Raw genomic sequence first — 15,669 nt, forward strand, 5'->3', positions numbered from 1 at the left:
GTACGGCCGCCTTCACGGATTGCGAAACGCAGACCGTCGTCCATCGCGATCGGGTGGATCAGGGTAACAACCATTTTGATGTTGTCGCCCGGCATTACCATCTCTACGCCTTCCGGCAGTTCGATGGTGCCAGTCACGTCAGTTGTACGGAAGTAGAACTGCGGACGGTAGCCTTTGAAGAACGGAGTATGACGGCCGCCTTCGTCTTTGGACAGAATGTACACTTCAGATTCGAACTTGGTGTGCGGCTTGATGGTGCCCGGCTTAGCCAGTACCTGACCACGTTCGATTTCTTCACGTTTGATACCACGCAGCAGAACACCTACGTTCTCACCAGCACGGCCTTCGTCCAGCAGTTTGCGGAACATTTCAACGCCAGTACAGGTAGACTTCGCAGTCTCTTTGATACCAACGATTTCAACTTCTTCGCCCACTTTGATGATACCGCGCTCTACACGACCGGTAACAACGGTACCACGACCGGAGATGGAGAATACGTCTTCGATCGGCAGCAGGAACGGCTTGTCAATCGCACGCTCTGGTTCCGGGATGTAAGAATCCAGGTAGCCAGCCAGTTCGATGATTTTCGCTTCCCACTCAGCTTCGCCTTCCAGCGCTTTCAGAGCAGAACCACGAACGATCGGCGTGTCGTCGCCCGGGAAATCGTACTGAGACAGCAGTTCACGCACTTCCATCTCAACCAGTTCCAGCAGCTCTTCGTCATCAACCATGTCGCATTTGTTCAGGAACACGATGATGTACGGAACGCCTACCTGACGACCCAGCAGGATGTGCTCACGGGTCTGCGGCATCGGGCCGTCAGTCGCAGCAACAACCAGGATCGCGCCGTCCATCTGCGCAGCACCGGTGATCATGTTTTTAACATAGTCGGCGTGGCCCGGGCAGTCTACGTGCGCGTAGTGGCGAGTCGGGGTGTCGTATTCAACGTGAGAAGTGTTGATGGTGATACCACGAGCTTTTTCTTCCGGCGCGTTATCGATCTGGTCGAATGCACGAGCAGCACCGCCGTAGGTTTTAGCCAGTACGGTAGTGATTGCAGCAGTCAGAGTAGTTTTACCATGGTCAACGTGGCCGATGGTGCCGACGTTAACGTGCGGTTTTGTACGTTCAAATTTTTCTTTAGACACGGCTATATTCCTTACTATAGTGCTCTCCCCTTCAGGAGAGAGCACGGGACTTAGGTTTTAATCCTGTGGATTATTTACCACGGGCTTCAATAACGGCCTGAGCAACGTTGCTCGGTGCATCATCATACTTCAGGAATTCCATAGTGTATGATGCGCGACCTTTGGTCAGAGAACGCAGCTGAGTTGCATATCCGAACATTTCAGACAGCGGTACTTCAGCGTGGATCTTAACGCCAGTAACTTCGGATTCCTGACCGCGCAGCATACCGCGACGACGGCTCAAGTCACCAATTACGTCACCGGTGTTCTCTTCCGGCGTTTCTACCTCAACCTTCATGATCGGCTCAAGCAGAACAGGTTTCGCTTTCTTAAAGCCTTCTTTAAAGGCAATAGACGCAGCCAGTTTAAACGCCAGTTCAGAGGAGTCAACGTCATGGTAAGAACCGAAGTGCAGACGGATACCGATGTCAACAACCGGATAGCCAGCCAGCGGGCCTGCTTTCAGCTGCTCCTGGATACCTTTATCAACGGCCGGGATGTATTCGCCAGGGATTACACCACCCTTGATGTCGTTGATGAACTCGTAGCCTTTCGGGTTGGAACCCGGCTCCAGCGGGTACATGTCGATAACAACATGACCGTACTGACCGCGACCACCAGACTGCTTGGCGTGTTTACCTTCGATATCGGTAACTTTCGAGCGAATCGCTTCGCGGTAAGCAACCTGAGGTTTACCGACGTTCGCTTCAACGTTGAATTCACGCTTCATACGGTCAACGATGATGTCGAGGTGCAGCTCACCCATACCGGCGATAATGGTCTGGTTAGATTCTTCGTCAGTCCATACGCGGAAAGACGGGTCTTCTTTAGCCAGACGGCCCAGAGCCAGACCCATTTTTTCCTGGTCAGCTTTGGTTTTCGGTTCTACTGCGATGGAGATTACCGGCTCAGGGAATTCCATACGTTCCAGAATGATCGGCGCGTCCGGGTCACACAGGGTGTCACCCGTAGTTACGTCTTTCAGACCGATAGCAGCAGCGATGTCGCCCGCGCGAACTTCTTTGATCTCTTCACGTTTGTTAGCGTGCATCTGAACGATACGACCGAAACGCTCACGTGCAGATTTCACGGAGTTCAGTACGGTATCACCAGAGTTAACCACACCAGAGTACACACGGAAGAAGGTCAGGTTACCCACGAACGGGTCGGTAGCAATTTTGAATGCCAGTGCAGAGAAAGGCTCATCATCGCTAGCATGACGCTCAGCCGGAGTATCTTTACCGTCGTCCAGGATACCGTTGATCGCAGGTACGTCAACCGGGGATGGCAGGTAATCAATTACCGCATCCAGCATCGCCTGAACACCTTTGTTCTTAAATGCAGAACCACAGGTTACCAGGATGATTTCGTTGCTCAGAACACGCTGACGCAGAGCTTTTTTGATCTCTTCTTCAGTCAGTTCTTCGCCACCCAGGTATTTTTCCATCAGCTCTTCAGAAGCTTCCGCAGCGGACTCGATCAGGTTCTGGTGCCATTCTTCAGCCAGTTCCTGCATGTCAGCCGGGATATCTTCGTAAGTGAAGGTAACGCCTGCATCTGCTTCGTTCCAGTTGATGGCTTTCATTTTCACCAGGTCAACAACACCGGTGAACGCTTCTTCAGCGCCAATCGCCAGTTGCAGCGGAACAGGGTTCGCGCCCAGACGGCTTTTGATCTGACCAACAACTTTCAGGAAGTTCGCACCCATACGGTCCATTTTGTTAACGAACGCAATGCGCGGAACTTTATATTTGTTTGCCTGACGCCATACGGTTTCAGACTGCGGCTGAACACCACCAACTGCGCAGTAAACCATTACTGCACCATCAAGAACACGCATGGAACGTTCTACTTCGATAGTGAAGTCAACGTGCCCCGGGGTGTCGATGATGTTTACGCGATGCGGTTCATACTGCTTAGCCATACCAGACCAGAATGCAGTAGTCGCTGCGGAGGTGATGGTAATACCACGCTCCTGCTCCTGCTCCATCCAGTCCATGGTAGCTGCGCCGTCATGAACTTCACCGATTTTATGGTTTACACCGGTGTAGAACAGAATACGTTCGGTAGTAGTGGTTTTACCGGCGTCGATGTGCGCACTGATACCGATGTTACGGTAGCGTGCGATGGGTGTTGTACGAGCCATTTGATTCCTCGTTTTATCTTCTAGGCGTTCAATTTAAGTAGCCCAAAGCGGGCTGCTTGCTGGAAGCGCCCGCCTGGTGACTAAAATTCCGAAGGGATTACCAACGGTAGTGTGCGAACGCCTTGTTGGCTTCTGCCATACGGTGAACGTCTTCACGTTTCTTAACTGCAGTACCTTTGTTGTCTGCAGCATCAGTGAGTTCGTTCGCCAGGCGCAGAGCCATGGATTTATCACCGCGTTTACGAGCAGCTTCAACGATCCAACGCATTGCCAGAGCATTACGACGAACCGGACGGACTTCAACTGGTACCTGATAAGTAGAACCACCAACGCGGCGAGACTTAACTTCGACAGTCGGGCGCACGTTTTCGAGAGCTACTTCGAAAGCTTCCAGTTCAGATTTACCAGAACGCTGAGCCAGGGTCTCCAGCGCGCTGTATACGATAGTTTCGGCAGTAGATTTTTTACCATCTACCATCAGGATATTTACAAATTTAGCCAGCAGTTCTGATCCGAACTTCGGATCCGGAAGAATTTTACGCTGACCAATGACGCGACGACGTGGCATGGAAATACTCCGTTGTTAATTCAGGATTGTCCAAAACTCTACGAGTTTAGTTTGACATTTAAGTTAAAACGTTTGGCCTTACTTAACGGAGAACCATTAAGCCTTAGGACGCTTCACGCCATACTTGGAGCGAGCTTGCTTACGGTCTTTAACGCCGGAGCAGTCAAGCGCACCACGTACGGTGTGGTAACGAACACCCGGGAGGTCTTTTACACGACCGCCACGGATCAGGATCACGGAGTGCTCCTGCAGGTTGTGACCTTCACCACCGATGTAGGAAGTCACTTCAAAACCGTTAGTCAGACGAACACGGCATACTTTACGCAGCGCGGAGTTCGGTTTTTTAGGGGTGGTAGTATATACACGAGTACATACGCCACGTTTTTGCGGGCATGCTTCCAGCGCAGGCACGTTGCTTTTCGCAACTTTGCGAGCACGTGGTTTGCGTACCAGCTGGTTAACTGTTGCCATTAAATAGCTCCTGGTTTTAGCTTTTGCTTCGTAAACACGTAATAAAACGGCCTCACACAATATGAGGACGCCGAATTTTAGGGCGGTGTCGAAAAGGTGTCAAGAAATATACAACGATCCCACAATCACCAGGCCATCTGGCTGGGATGCTTAACCGCAAGTCTGACGAAGTCAGTATAGTCAACCCTGACGACACTGTCTGAAATTTGACCGCTCAAACCGCGAGCATCGATATCTTCTTTCAGTGCGTAAACCGTTATGGGGGCGTTACGCAAACTTTCAAGGAAACGGCTACCTTCGATGGCCGCCGTAACGCCATCCTGTAGCAATAAAAGCGCATCGCCTTCTTTGCACACGCGAAGAAGCGCGGAAACGTCACTGAGCCATGCGGAACGATGTAATGTATGCAGGATAGTCACGTCAGAACCTCAGAATAACATCATAATTGTCCAGTTCACCGCGCAACGCTTCAGGTTCAAGCGGCGTCGCATCCACAATGAAACTCGCCCCCGTCTCCAGACCGCGCTCACGCAACGAAGCGGCGCACAGCCAGCATTGCTCGATATCGTACAGCCCCAGCAGTTTGAAGGTGGCGATGTAATCCCGCGCCAGCACGACGTCAGGCGTTTGTCCCGAAAGAATCTGAAAAACGCCATCGCCGATAAAAAAGACGCCAATCTCTTCCGTCAGCGCCGACGTCGCCAGTAACGCATCCAGTCCTTCGCGGCCCGACGCGCTGCCATGCGGCGTGGTGGAAAATACAAAAGCAATACGTTTCATCAAAACTGCACCACGCGATCGCAGGTCAGGGAGGCTTCCGCCAGCGCGCCAAGCCCGCTCAACGAAAACCCTGGCTGTAAGTTGGCTGATGCCAGCGCCAGCCTTTTTGCTTCGGTCTCATCCACAATGCCGCGACGCAGCGCCGCCGCAACGCAGATATTCAACGCGACGTCATGCTGCGCGCCCAACTGCTGCCATGCGCGCACCAGGTCGAATTCATCGCTGGCCGGAGAGGTCAACTGGTTGGCGTTATACACGCCTTCCTGGTAGAAAAAGACGCTGCTCAGCTCATGCCCTTCGTTAACTAAGGCATGTGCAAACTGCAACGCGCTGCTCGCTTGCTGCGTTCCGTACGCTGGCCCCGTCACCACAATGGCAAAACGCATTACTTATCTTGCCCCTGGAAGTCGCCGCTTTTGAACTGACGAATATAGAGGTAGACCGTATGTTTGGAGATGTTCAGGCGGTCAGCCACCTGGTTAATCGCATCTTTAATATCGAAGATCCCCTTCTCATACAGATTCAGCACAATCTGACGATTCTTCGCGTTATTAGAGACATTGCGATCGGCATTCACCTCTTCAATGGTGAATTCCAGCGTCTGAGTGACCAGATCTTCCACCGAGGAGGCAAAGTTCACGGCGGAACCCACTTCCGGCGTTTCCGGCGGAATAAAGGTATTCATAATCTGCGAGAACGGCACATCAAGGTTCATGTTGATGCACAGCAGACCAATTACGCGATGCTCGCGGTTGCGAATGGCAATCGTCACTGACTTCATCAGGACACCGCTTTTCGCGCGTGTGAAGTAACACTTCGATACGCTGCTATCCGCACCCGTCATATCATGCAGCATGCGCAATGCAAGGTCAGTGATCGGCGAGCCAATTTTGCGCCCCGTGTGTTCACCGTTGGCAATGCGAATGGCTGAGCATTTCAAATCCTGCAAAGAGTGCAATACGATTTCACAATGGGAACCAATGAGCATCGCTAACCCGTCCACCACCGCTTCGTAGGATTTCAGAATATCAAAGTCGGTTTGATCGAAAGGACGTTGATCCAGTAAGTCAAGCTCACTGGTTTCGTTGGTTAAAAGCGACCTGGACATGAAAAAAAACACTCCTTTTCAGGAGCCTGTCGTTATGTTTTCAGGGCAGGCTCATTATTTACGCGGATGATTAAATTAATACAGCGGGGGTTCCGCTTTCCAGTATTAATTATATCCGGCCTGCAATAAAAAAACCGCCGCCATGACAGGCGGCGGTTCTCAGTTTTTATTTTTTAGCAGCATCTGCCGATTTGGCGTCGGCCGCCGCGTCTGGTTTCGCATCGGCTTTCGGCGCCGGTTTGATGTCCAGCAGCTCTACATCGAATACCAGCGTGGAGTTAGCCGGAATACCCGGAACGCCCGTTTTACCGTAGGCCAGATCCGGTGGGATAACCATCTGGATCTTACCGCCTTTCTTAATGTTCTTCAGGCCTTCAGTCCAGCCTGGGATCACGCCGTCCAGACGGAAAGAGAGCGGTTCGCCACGGGTGTAGGAGTTATCGAACTCTTTACCGTCGATCAGCGTACCTTTGTAGTTAACCACAACGGTGTCGCTGTCTTTTGGCGCTTCGCCAGTACCGGCTTTCTCTACTTTATAAACCAGACCTGTTGAAGAGGTTTTCGCCCCTTTCTCTTTAGCAAATTTCTCGCGGAACGCTTTACCTTTCGCTTCGTTGTCAGCGGCGTCTTTTTCCATCTTCGCCTGAGCGGAGGTCTTCACGCGCGCTTCAAATGCCTGCAAGGTCTGCTCGATTTCCTGGTCAGACAGTTTGCTCTTGTCTGCAAATGCATCCTGGACACCCGCGATCAGCTGATCTTTATCCAGTTTGATCCCCAGTTTTTCTTGTTCCTTCAGGGAGTTTTCCATGTAACGACCCAGCGAAGCGCCCAGCGCATAAGCAGATTTCTGGTCGTCATTCTTGAACGCGGCTTTGCTGTCAGCAGTTGCAGCTGGTTTCGCGGCGTCCGCAGCGAAAGTGAGCGGTGCATGCAGAGCAACGGCCATCGTGGTCGCCAGCAGCGTTACTTTAAACAGTGATTTCATCCATATCTCCAGGGCCGGGGCATCTCACCCCAAGGTTAACTTACATGAGAAGCGTACTATAAAACGTTGTAGAACAAATCAACATACGGACACGCCCTATTATCACCCCTTTTCAGACTCTTTTTGTTTAAATTAGTTTCGTAGAGGGCGAATGAGTGCTGTGTAATCCGATAAAGTTCAGTAGAATCCGCCGCGACCCAAGAAGTGCCGGAGACAACAAGAGAGGTGAATCATGCAAGATATAACGATGGAAGCTCGCCTGGCTGAACTGGAGAGCCGTCTGGCGTTTCAGGAGATCACCATTGAAGAACTCAACGTAACGGTGACCGCGCACGAGATGGAGATGGCGAAACTACGCGATCATCTGCGCCTGCTGACGGAGAAGCTTAAAGCCAGCCAACCGTCGAATATCGCCTCGCAGGCCGAAGAGACGCCGCCACCGCATTATTGAGACGTAAAAAAAGCGGGATATTCCCGCTTTTTTGTGCCAGATGGCGGCGTAAACGCCTTATCCGGCCTACTGTAGCCCTGATAAGCGCAGCGCCATCAGGCATTACAGACGATTAATGGCAACCACAGCCGCCGTTACCGCCACAACCACCTTTGCCATGCTCATGACCGTGGTCATGATCGTGGCCGTGGCCGCCGCAGCAACCGTCGTGACCGTGGTCGTGGTCGTGACCGTGCGCGCCGTGAACGTGGCCATGAGCCAGTTCTTCTTCGGTCGCTTCGCGGATCGCCACAACTTCCACGTTAAATTTCAGGTTCTGGCCAGCCAGCATGTGGTTACCGTCAACCACAACGTGGTCGTCTTCCACTTCGGTAATTTCTACCGGTACCGGGCCCTGGTCAGTTTCCGCCAGGAAACGCATGCCAACCTGCAACTCGTCAACGCCCATGAAGACGTCTTTAGGCACGCGCTGCACCAGGTTTTCGTCATACTGACCGTAAGCGTCGTTCGCGCCAACAGCCACATCGAATTTGTCGCCAACGTCGTGACCTTCCAGCGCTGTTTCCAGGCCAGAGATCAGGGAACCGTGACCATGCAGGTAGTCCAGCGGCGCACTCACCGGAGACTCATCAACCAACACACCGTCTTCTGTACGTACCTGATAGGCCAGGCTGACCACCAGGTCTTTTGCTACTTTCATGATATCTCCTGAGCATGGGAAGAATAGTGGCGCAGATTGTAGCGGAATTCTGCACCCGTGTACCCACTAGCTTAAAAAAACCTGCGGCATATCGCTAGTCTGGATGAAAAATCCCGATCACTTGCTCTTCTTTGCGAACGTGCTCGCGGGCCGCTTTATCGGCTTCACGCATCTGATGACCGCACTTAACACACTCAACAATATCGACATTATTTTCGCGCCACATCGCCATTGAATCCTGCGCCTGGCAGGCCGGACACGTCGCCCCTGCAATAAAACGTTTACGAATCGCCATACCTACCCTCTACTCAAACTCATCCCAGCCATCCAGCTGGCGCCGCTCTTGCTGCATCTCTCGCTGGAAAATCTCCTCCAGTTCGCGTCTGGCTTCTCTGGCACGAGAAATTTGCACCATGTCGGTATGCATCGGAATAAGCTCCCGTAGCATACGCATATCCAGCCGACGGAAATGCAATTGCGCACGCTGCGCCTGGTGTGGGTGCATCCCTAACGACACCAGCGTCTTACGCCCCAGTTCCAGCGCGCTGGAAAACGTCTCGCGGGAAAACTGCGTGACACCCGCCTGTAATAACTCATGCGCTTCCACACGTCCGCGCGCTCGCGCAAGAATATGCAAATGCGGGAAATGCTGCCGGCATATCTCCACCAGCTTCATGGTGTCTTCCGGTTCATTACAGGTAATGACGATAGACTCCGCCGCTTCCGCTCCTGCCGAACGCAGTAGCTCCACCTGAGTCGCATCGCCGTAATACACTTTGTAGCCGTATTTTCGCATCAGGTTAACGGCGCTGATATCGCGCTCCAGTACGGTGATGCGCATTTTATTCGCCATCAACAAACGGCCAATTACCTGACCAAAACGCCCGAATCCCACGACAATCACCTGCGGTTTATCATCATCCACCCAGGGCTTTTCATCTTCCTCTTCCGGGCCGTTAAGCTGTCTGGAGAGCCATTTATCGACGAGCTTCATCAGCAGTGGCGTGGTCATCATCGACAACGTTACAGTGACCAGCAGCAGCGACATCTGGTCGCCCTGAAACAGCCGCTGGGACGAGGCGGTGGAAAAGAGCACAAACGCGAACTCGCCCCCCTGACTCAGCACGCCCGCAAACTGCATCCGCTCCGAACTCCGAATCCCGTACAGACGCGCCAGCAGATAAAGCACCAGCGTTTTCACCGCCACCAGCACGACGACGCTCACCGCCACCCACAGCAGGTGGGTATAGAGCACGCCAAGGTTTAACGACATCCCCACGGAGATAAAGAACAACCCCAGCAGCAGCCCTTTGAACGGATCGATGGCCGTTTCCAGCTCATGGCGGTATTCGCTTTCCGCCAGCAGCACGCCTGCGATAAACGTACCGAGCGCCATCGACAGCCCCAGCGCATCCATAAATAAAGCAGACCCCAGCACCAGCAACAGCGTGGCGGCGGTAAACACCTCGCGCACGCCGGAATCGGCGATAAAGCGGAACACCGGGCGCAGCAAATAGCGACCGCCAATCAGCATCCCGGCAAAGGCCAGCACCTTCATGCCGACCTTAATCCAGTCGAAATGTTCATCTGCCGAGCCAGCCAGCAGCGGCACCAGCGCCAGCGCGGGGATCACCGCCAGATCCTGGAACAGCAGCACCGAAAAACCCAACTGGCCGGATTCGCTGCGGTTCATCCCCTTTTCCCGCATCAGTTGCAGCGCCATCGCGGTCGATGACATCGCCAGACCAATCCCGCCGATCACCGCCGCCTGCCACGAGAAATCGGTAAGCATCAGCAGCCCGGCCAGCACGACAGCGCTCAGCATCACCTGGGCCGCCCCGACGCCAAAGATAGAGCGACGCAGTTGCCAGAGTTTGGAAGGGTTGAGTTCCAGGCCGATGATAAACATCAGAAAGACAACGCCCAGCTCAGAAAAGTGGAGGATTTCATCAACGTCGCTGATAAATCCCAGCCCCCAGGGGCCAATCGCAATCCCTGCCAGCAAATATCCCAGTACCGCGCCAATACCCAGCCGCGATGCCAGTGGCACCGCAGCGACCGCCGCGAAGAGGAACATTACCCCCGCCGTCAATAAATCGGAACCTTCCATTAGCGACCTCCCGCCAGAACAGGGTTTGCCAGCCATTCGCCGTAGGCTTTCGCGTGGCTGGCCAGTTCCTGCTCACTTTGTCGCCTGGCCCAGTAGATAATAATCGGACTCATCCAGTGCATCCGGCACATCGCCGCCGTCAGCTCAAACGGCCGCAGCACATCGGTCATCGGATAGCGGTTCAGCGCATCGTAACGATACGCGCTTTCCGGCTCGCCGGTGGTAATCACGCTCCGCCAGTACTTTCCCGCCAGTTGGTTCCCTCCTGGGCCACTGGCGAAACCACGGCTGAGCACGCGGTCTAACCACTCTTTAAGCAGCGCCGGACAGCTATAGGTATACAGCGGATGCTGGAAAACAATCACGTCATGTTCACGCAATAGCGCCTGCTCATGCGCGATATCGATAAAAAAATCAGGGTAGTGCGCGTAGAGATCGTGCACCGTCACATTACTGAGTTGCATGGCCGGTTTAAGCAGCACCCGGTTCGCGACCGAGTCCTGAGATTCTGGATGGGCATACAGCAGCAGTACCTTTGCTGGCTGGGACATCATCCCCCTCCCGGTTATTTTGTGTATCGTTATTGTTTTGGGCTACCATTGCGCTCCGGCGCGGCAGAATGCCCGCATATTACATTATCATAATGATAAATTAACATAGTCTGAACATACGGCGCCTTATGATTGTTTTCTCCTCGTTACAAATTCGTCGCGGCGTGCGCGTCTTGCTGGACAATGCCACCGCCACCATCAACCCGGGACAGAAGGTCGGCCTGGTGGGTAAGAATGGCTGCGGTAAATCTACCCTGCTGGCATTGCTGAAAAATGAAATCAGCGCCGATGCAGGCGGCGTGACCTTTCCCGGTAACTGGCAGCTGGCGTGGGTGAATCAGGAAACACCCGCGCTTGCGCAGCCCGCGCTGGAGTACGTGATTGATGGCGATCGCGAATACCGCCAGCTGGAAGCACAGTTGCACGACGCCAACGAACGTAACGACGGGCACGCCATCGCCACCGTACACGGCAAGCTCGACGCCATCGACGCCTGGACCGTGCGCTCACGCGCCGCCAGCCTGCTCCACGGCCTCGGTTTTAGCAACGAACAGCTTGAACGCCCGGTCAGCGACTTCTCCGGTGGCTGGCGCATGCGCCTTAACCTGGCCCAGGCGCTGATTTGCCGTTCTGACCTGCTGCTGCTCGATGAACCGACCAACCACCTCGATCTTGATGCCGTTATCTGGCTGGAAAAATGGCTGAAGAGCTATCAGGGCACTCTGATTCTGATTTCGCACGACCGCGACTTCCTCGATCCGGTGGTAGACAAAATCATTCATATCGAACAGCAAACCCTGTTCGAATACACCGGCAACTACAGCGCATTTGAAGTGCAGCGCGCGACCCGGCTGGCTCAGCAGCAGGCGATGTACGAGAGCCAGCAGGAGCGCGTGGCGCATCTGCAAAGTTATATCGACCGTTTCCGCGCCAAAGCGACAAAAGCGAAGCAGGCGCAGAGCCGTATCAAAATGCTGGAGCGTATGGAGCTTATCGCCCCCGCGCATGTCGATAACCCGTTCCACTTCAGCTTCCGCGCGCCGGAAAGCCTGCCCAACCCGCTGCTGAAAATGGAGAAAGTGAGCGCCGGGTATGGCGATCGCATCATTCTGGACTCCATTAAGCTGAATCTGGTGCCCGGTTCACGCATCGGCCTGCTGGGGCGCAACGGCGCCGGTAAATCAACGCTCATCAAGCTGCTGGCGGGCGAGCTTGCGCCTGCCAGCGGTGAAATCGGTCTGGCGAAGGGCATTAAACTCGGTTACTTCGCTCAGCATCAGCTGGAGTATTTGCGAGCGGATGAATCGCCGCTGCAACATCTGGCGCGACTGGCGCCGCAGGAGCTGGAGCAGAAGCTGCGCGATTACCTCGGCGGGTTTGGCTTCCAGGGCGATAAGGTCAGCGAAGAGACCCGCCGCTTCTCCGGTGGTGAAAAAGCGCGCCTGGTGCTGGCATTGATCGTCTGGCAGCGCCCTAATCTGCTGCTGCTTGATGAACCGACCAACCACCTTGACCTCGATATGCGTCAGGCGCTGACCGAAGCGCTCATCGAATTTGAAGGCGCGCTGGTGGTCGTCTCGCACGACCGTCACCTGCTACGCTCCACCACCGACGATCTCTATCTGGTTCACGACCATAAAGTTGAGCCGTTCGATGGCGATCTGGAAGACTATCAGCAGTGGCTGAGCGACGTGCAGAAACAGGAAAGCCAGCCTGATGACGCCCCGAAAGAGAACGCTAACAGCGCCCAGGCGCGTAAGGATCAGAAGCGTCGCGAAGCCGAACTGCGTGCCCAGACCCAGCCGCTGCGTAAAGAGATCGCCCGTCTGGAAAAAGAGATGGAGAAGCTGAACGCGAAACTGGCGCAAGCGGAAGAAAAACTGGGCGACAGCGAACTGTACGACCAGAGCCGCAAAGCGGAACTGACGGAATGCCTGCAACAGCAGGCCAGCGCCAAATCCGGGCTGGAAGAGTGCGAGATGGCCTGGCTGGAAGCGCAGGAACAGCTTGAGCAGATGCTGGCCGACTAACTTCGGGAATATGACGATGAATCCGCTGATAACCAACGATATCACCTTTCGCAAGTTAAGCATCTTCATGACGTTTATGGAGAAAGGCAATATTGCCCGGACGGCGGAGGCGCTGGATATCAGCGGGGTCAGCGTTCATCGCGCACTGCATACGCTGGAAGAGAATGTTCGCTGTCCGCTGTTCGTGCATAAAGGACGTAATCTGATCCCGCAACCGGCTGCATGGACGCTGCTGGAGTATTGCCAGGAGGTCAGCCAGTTGATGGCGCGCGGGCTGGAAGAGGCGCGCAAAACGGCAGGGATCGGCCAGGGGCGTCTGCGCGTGGGTACGCTCTACTCTCTGACGCTGGAAACCGTCCCGCATCTGATCATGGGGATGAAACTGCGCCGACCGGATCTCGAACTGGATCTGACAATGGGCTCCAACGAAGCGCTGCTGAGAATGCTGGAAGACGGAATGCTGGATGCGATCCTGATCTCCATTTCGGAAAGCGCTATCGATCGCAACAGTCTGGAAGTGCTGCCGCTGTTTCATGACGATATTTATCTCGCCGCACCGGCGACGGCGACGCTTGACACCTCCTCGCCCGCCGATCTGCGTGATTACCGGGATCAGAAGTTTGTCTCACTGGCGGAAGGCTTTGCCACCTATGCGGGCTTCCAGGACGCCTTTCATATTGCCGGGTTTGAACCAGAGATTGTCACCCGTGTGAACGACATCTTTTCGATGCTCAGTCTGGTGCAGGCGGGCGTCGGTTTCACTCTGATGCCGGGACGCATGAAGAAGATGTACGAGAATTCCGTACAGTTGCTGAAGTTGTCGCAGCCGTACCAGATGCAGCAGCTCATCGCCATTGTCTTCGCCCGCAACCGCGAGCGCGACCCTAATCTGCTGGCGCTGGCCGCCGAAGGGCGCATGTACGCGCGTAGCCTTAATCTGGGGGCCTGATCGCCGGATGGCGGCGCTACGCGCCTTATCCGGCCTACGGGGTTGCGTGTTGGCCATCCGGCCTACAACGGGTGCGAGTCGTAGGCCCGATAAGCGCAGCGCCATCGGGCAACCGCACTAGCCTCTAAGCCGTTTTGCCAGATGCACCGCGACATCCACCCCGCTGCGCTCCAGCGAGACAGACTCACCTTCCCACTCCGCCTGTCGCGTTAAGCAGGTCAACACGCCGCCGGGCGGCATTTCAATCGCCAGCCGCGCCTCGCGCTCGTTGGCGGAGATCGCCGCGTCCTGCCAGCGCACCGTACGCGCCATGTTCATCGCCAGGTCGTCAGCAATACGTTCCGGCTGCCACAGCACGCGCCCGGTGCTACCGCTGAGGTATGCACAGCGCGGACGGGAGAGCGTCACATGACGGAACGCCTCCACCAGCCGCTGCGCCGGTTCCGCCAGCAGAGCGCAGTGCGACGGCACGCTCACCGCCAGACGGTGGGCTTTACTCGCGCCTTTATCCAGCGCCCGCTTCGCAACATCCGCCATCGCCTCATCGCTACCGGCAATCACAATCTGGGTTTCCGCATTCAGGTTAGCGATAAAGGTTCCACTGCCTGCAACCAGCGATTCCACCTGCGGCAAGGTCAGCCCCATAATCGCCGTCAGGCCGTAACCGTGCGGGTACGCCTGCTCCATCAAATCACCGCGCAGGGCCACCAGCGTCAGCGCGTCGGTAAACTCCAGCGCTCCGGCGATCACCGCCGCTGGATACGCGCCGATGGACAGGCCGCTGACAATATCCGGCGCAACGCCGCGACGTTCCAGCTCGCGCGCCCACGCCACCCCGGCAATCAGCAGAGCAAGCTGTACCGCCCGGGTGTGTTGCAGCGCGTCCGGGGTATCAAGCGTATCCGCCTCCGCCCCCAGCACCTCGCGCGCCAGCGCTAACTCCGTTCCCGGAAGGTTTTGCAGCATACCTGCATGCTGCGTCCCCTGTCCCGGAAAGGTAAACAGGATTTTCATTTACTCCTCCCTGCGCCACGGGTCGCTGACCAGCCGCGGCCCCTGCGGCGTTTTTAACAGCGCTTTGCCATCGCGCAGCCATTCGTTCAGCGCAAACGCGCCGTACGGCGTTTCCACCTGGGTATCCGCACGGCAAAGCCCGCCCGTCAGTTGCTGCCGCCATTTCTCCAGCAGCTCGCGAGAGAGCGGCTGCCGGGCGCGAATCAGCAAATCCAGATCGCTTGCGGCGTGGATCACCGGGAGCCCAGTCGCCAGCGCGTAGCCGGTACTGCCGGTAATCCCCCACGTCCACGGCCATGCCCGTTGCGTCAGTAATAAAGCCACCTGAACCGGTGGCTGCGAGATAAAGGGCGAGCGCAGCAGCGTCTGTGGGTCAACCAGCGATTCCGGCGTACAGACGCGGGTAATGGCGTCCGGTTGAGCCCAGCCCGCCGCGCGCTGGTCGCGCTTTATGCCGCGAACGCCGACGGGAATGCGCCCCTGCGCATCAACATCACGCCGCACCACCACCGGCAGGCGGGTATGCCAGACGTCATCCACCCAGGATTCCGTGACACCTTCCAGCGCGCTCCGCACGTTAAGCCAGATAAGATCGTGGGGGCGTAATGTTGTGTTCATG

At 55.4% G+C, this 15,669-nt stretch carries 18 protein-coding genes; 3 read left to right on the forward strand and 15 right to left on the reverse strand.

Annotation, left to right across the window (positions count from 1 at the left end; genetic code table 11):
* From tuf to fkpA, 9 genes are all read right to left on the reverse strand, one after another.
* Positions 1–1,148, reverse strand: a 1,148-nt coding sequence (tuf, locus tag OGX81_RS12615; RefSeq protein WP_275149288.1) for an elongation factor Tu, incomplete at its 3' end; no start/stop codon positions are given.
* Between the two features lie 70 nt (positions 1,149–1,218).
* Positions 1,219–3,333, reverse strand: coding sequence for an elongation factor G (gene fusA / locus OGX81_RS12620; RefSeq protein WP_012135435.1), 2,115 nt, complete (start codon positions 3,331–3,333; stop codon positions 1,219–1,221).
* A 97-nt stretch (positions 3,334–3,430) separates the two neighbouring features.
* Positions 3,431–3,901, reverse strand: coding sequence for a 30S ribosomal protein S7 (gene rpsG / locus OGX81_RS12625; RefSeq protein WP_002920113.1), 471 nt, complete (start codon positions 3,899–3,901; stop codon positions 3,431–3,433).
* 96 nt (positions 3,902–3,997) lie between these two features.
* A complete protein-coding gene (rpsL, locus tag OGX81_RS12630; RefSeq protein ID WP_000246815.1) occupies positions 3,998–4,372 on the reverse strand; it encodes a 30S ribosomal protein S12 in 375 nt (124 codons plus the stop codon).
* Between the two features lie 125 nt (positions 4,373–4,497).
* Positions 4,498–4,785 (reverse strand): sulfurtransferase complex subunit TusB, encoded by a 288-nt coding sequence (gene tusB / locus OGX81_RS12635; RefSeq protein WP_024131005.1) that lies wholly within the window; start codon positions 4,783–4,785, stop codon positions 4,498–4,500.
* Between the two features lie 7 nt (positions 4,786–4,792).
* Entirely contained in the window at positions 4,793–5,152 is a 360-nt protein-coding gene (tusC, locus tag OGX81_RS12640; RefSeq protein ID WP_104868114.1) for a sulfurtransferase complex subunit TusC, read from the reverse strand.
* Entirely contained in the window at positions 5,152–5,538 is a 387-nt protein-coding gene (gene tusD, locus OGX81_RS12645) for a sulfurtransferase complex subunit TusD (RefSeq protein ID WP_104868113.1), read from the reverse strand. Before tusD ends, tusC begins: the two co-directional genes overlap by 1 nt.
* A complete protein-coding gene (locus OGX81_RS12650) occupies positions 5,538–6,260 on the reverse strand; it encodes a helix-turn-helix transcriptional regulator (RefSeq protein ID WP_003023643.1) in 723 nt (240 codons plus the stop codon). Before OGX81_RS12650 ends, tusD begins: the two co-directional genes overlap by 1 nt.
* 166 nt (positions 6,261–6,426) lie before the next feature.
* Positions 6,427–7,245, reverse strand: coding sequence for an FKBP-type peptidyl-prolyl cis-trans isomerase (gene fkpA, locus OGX81_RS12655; RefSeq protein WP_047460812.1), 819 nt, complete (start codon positions 7,243–7,245; stop codon positions 6,427–6,429).
* Positions 7,246–7,477: 232 nt separating this feature from the next.
* Here fkpA and OGX81_RS12660 point away from each other — a divergent pair, with 232 nt between their 5' ends.
* The gene (locus OGX81_RS12660) at positions 7,478–7,696 is read left to right on the forward strand and encodes a protein SlyX (protein ID WP_012135441.1); all 219 of its coding nucleotides are present in this window, start codon (positions 7,478–7,480) and stop codon (positions 7,694–7,696) included.
* 112 nt (positions 7,697–7,808) lie between these two features.
* Here the strand turns inward: OGX81_RS12660 and slyD are convergent, their stop codons facing one another.
* From slyD to kefG, 4 genes are all read right to left on the reverse strand, one after another.
* A complete protein-coding gene (gene slyD, locus OGX81_RS12665) occupies positions 7,809–8,396 on the reverse strand; it encodes a peptidylprolyl isomerase (RefSeq protein WP_012135442.1) in 588 nt (195 codons plus the stop codon).
* A 94-nt stretch (positions 8,397–8,490) separates the two neighbouring features.
* Positions 8,491–8,691, reverse strand: a complete 201-nt coding sequence (locus tag OGX81_RS12670) for a YheV family putative zinc ribbon protein (protein WP_047460809.1) — start codon at positions 8,689–8,691, stop codon at positions 8,491–8,493.
* Positions 8,692–8,700: 9 nt separating this feature from the next.
* Entirely contained in the window at positions 8,701–10,506 is a 1,806-nt protein-coding gene (gene kefB, locus OGX81_RS12675) for a glutathione-regulated potassium-efflux system protein KefB (protein WP_047460805.1), read from the reverse strand.
* Positions 10,506–11,057: a glutathione-regulated potassium-efflux system ancillary protein KefG gene (kefG, locus tag OGX81_RS12680; protein ID WP_024131006.1), complete on the reverse strand. Its 552-nt coding sequence runs from the start codon at positions 11,055–11,057 to the stop codon at positions 10,506–10,508. Before kefG ends, kefB begins: the two co-directional genes overlap by 1 nt.
* Positions 11,058–11,185: 128 nt before the next feature.
* Between kefG and OGX81_RS12685 the strand changes: the two genes are divergently transcribed.
* Positions 11,186–13,087 carry an ABC transporter ATP-binding protein gene (locus OGX81_RS12685; protein ID WP_104868112.1) on the forward strand — a complete coding sequence of 634 codons (1,902 nt, stop codon included), beginning with the start codon at positions 11,186–11,188 and terminating at the stop codon, positions 13,085–13,087.
* A 16-nt stretch (positions 13,088–13,103) separates the two neighbouring features.
* Complete coding sequence (locus OGX81_RS12690) at positions 13,104–14,036, forward strand: LysR family transcriptional regulator (RefSeq protein WP_104868111.1); 933 nt, start codon at positions 13,104–13,106, stop codon at positions 14,034–14,036.
* A gap of 117 nt (positions 14,037–14,153) precedes the next feature.
* Here OGX81_RS12690 and mdcH read toward each other — a convergent pair whose 3' ends face one another.
* Both mdcH and OGX81_RS12700 read right to left on the reverse strand, forming a co-directional pair.
* Positions 14,154–15,050, reverse strand: a complete 897-nt coding sequence (mdcH, locus tag OGX81_RS12695; protein ID WP_104868110.1) for a malonate decarboxylase subunit epsilon — start codon at positions 15,048–15,050, stop codon at positions 14,154–14,156.
* Positions 15,051–15,668 (reverse strand): malonate decarboxylase holo-ACP synthase, encoded by a 618-nt coding sequence (locus OGX81_RS12700; protein ID WP_104868109.1) that lies wholly within the window; start codon positions 15,666–15,668, stop codon positions 15,051–15,053. It abuts the gene before it with no gap.
* Between the last annotated feature and the right edge of the window lies 1 nt (position 15,669).

Origin of the sequence: Citrobacter sp. CK206 (assembly GCF_030333125.1) — a bacterium.
In the GTDB taxonomy this organism is placed as follows: Bacteria; Pseudomonadota; Gammaproteobacteria; order Enterobacterales; family Enterobacteriaceae; genus Citrobacter_B; species Citrobacter_B koseri.

Bases quoted from the DNA above. Each gene is read 5' to 3' on its own strand.
- kefB (WP_047460805.1), bottom strand. From the start codon at position 10,506: ATGGAAGGTTCCGATTTATTGACGGCGGGGGTAATGTTCCTCTTCGCG.
- OGX81_RS12700 (WP_104868109.1), bottom strand. From the start codon at position 15,668: ATGAACACAACATTACGCCCCCACGATCTTATCTGGCTTAACGTGCGG.
- tusC (WP_104868114.1), bottom strand. From the start codon at position 5,152: ATGAAACGTATTGCTTTTGTATTTTCCACCACGCCGCATGGCAGCGCG.
- OGX81_RS12660 (WP_012135441.1), top strand. From the start codon at position 7,478: ATGCAAGATATAACGATGGAAGCTCGCCTGGCTGAACTGGAGAGCCGT.
- fusA (WP_012135435.1), bottom strand. From the start codon at position 3,333: ATGGCTCGTACAACACCCATCGCACGCTACCGTAACATCGGTATCAGT.
- OGX81_RS12650 (WP_003023643.1), bottom strand. From the start codon at position 6,260: ATGTCCAGGTCGCTTTTAACCAACGAAACCAGTGAGCTTGACTTACTG.
- tusD (WP_104868113.1), bottom strand. From the start codon at position 5,538: ATGCGTTTTGCCATTGTGGTGACGGGGCCAGCGTACGGAACGCAGCAA.
- fkpA (WP_047460812.1), bottom strand. From the start codon at position 7,245: ATGAAATCACTGTTTAAAGTAACGCTGCTGGCGACCACGATGGCCGTT.
- rpsG (WP_002920113.1), bottom strand. From the start codon at position 3,901: ATGCCACGTCGTCGCGTCATTGGTCAGCGTAAAATTCTTCCGGATCCG.
- OGX81_RS12690 (WP_104868111.1), top strand. From the start codon at position 13,104: ATGAATCCGCTGATAACCAACGATATCACCTTTCGCAAGTTAAGCATC.
- OGX81_RS12670 (WP_047460809.1), bottom strand. From the start codon at position 8,691: ATGGCGATTCGTAAACGTTTTATTGCAGGGGCGACGTGTCCGGCCTGC.
- OGX81_RS12685 (WP_104868112.1), top strand. From the start codon at position 11,186: ATGATTGTTTTCTCCTCGTTACAAATTCGTCGCGGCGTGCGCGTCTTG.
- rpsL (WP_000246815.1), bottom strand. From the start codon at position 4,372: ATGGCAACAGTTAACCAGCTGGTACGCAAACCACGTGCTCGCAAAGTT.
- kefG (WP_024131006.1), bottom strand. From the start codon at position 11,057: ATGTCCCAGCCAGCAAAGGTACTGCTGCTGTATGCCCATCCAGAATCT.
- slyD (WP_012135442.1), bottom strand. From the start codon at position 8,396: ATGAAAGTAGCAAAAGACCTGGTGGTCAGCCTGGCCTATCAGGTACGT.
- mdcH (WP_104868110.1), bottom strand. From the start codon at position 15,050: ATGAAAATCCTGTTTACCTTTCCGGGACAGGGGACGCAGCATGCAGGT.